Here is a 212-nt window from a genome sequence, read left to right on the forward strand (position 1 = left end):
ATCAGCCAGTCGGTGGAGAAAAACGCCCACTCATGAACCAATCACACAACCAAATCATCCAGTAACTGGAGAAAAACACCCACTGGCAGCGCACCTACATGACCAAATCATCCAGTCAGTGGAGAAATCCGTCCTCTTAAATGCCAATCACGCGACCAAAACACCCCGTGGCTGGAGAAATCGCCCGCTAAAGCACCTTTTATACGGCCAAA

It is taken from the genome of Bifidobacterium sp. UBA6881, assembly GCA_002451435.1.
GTDB lineage: Bacteria > Actinomycetota > Actinomycetes > Actinomycetales > Bifidobacteriaceae > Bifidobacterium.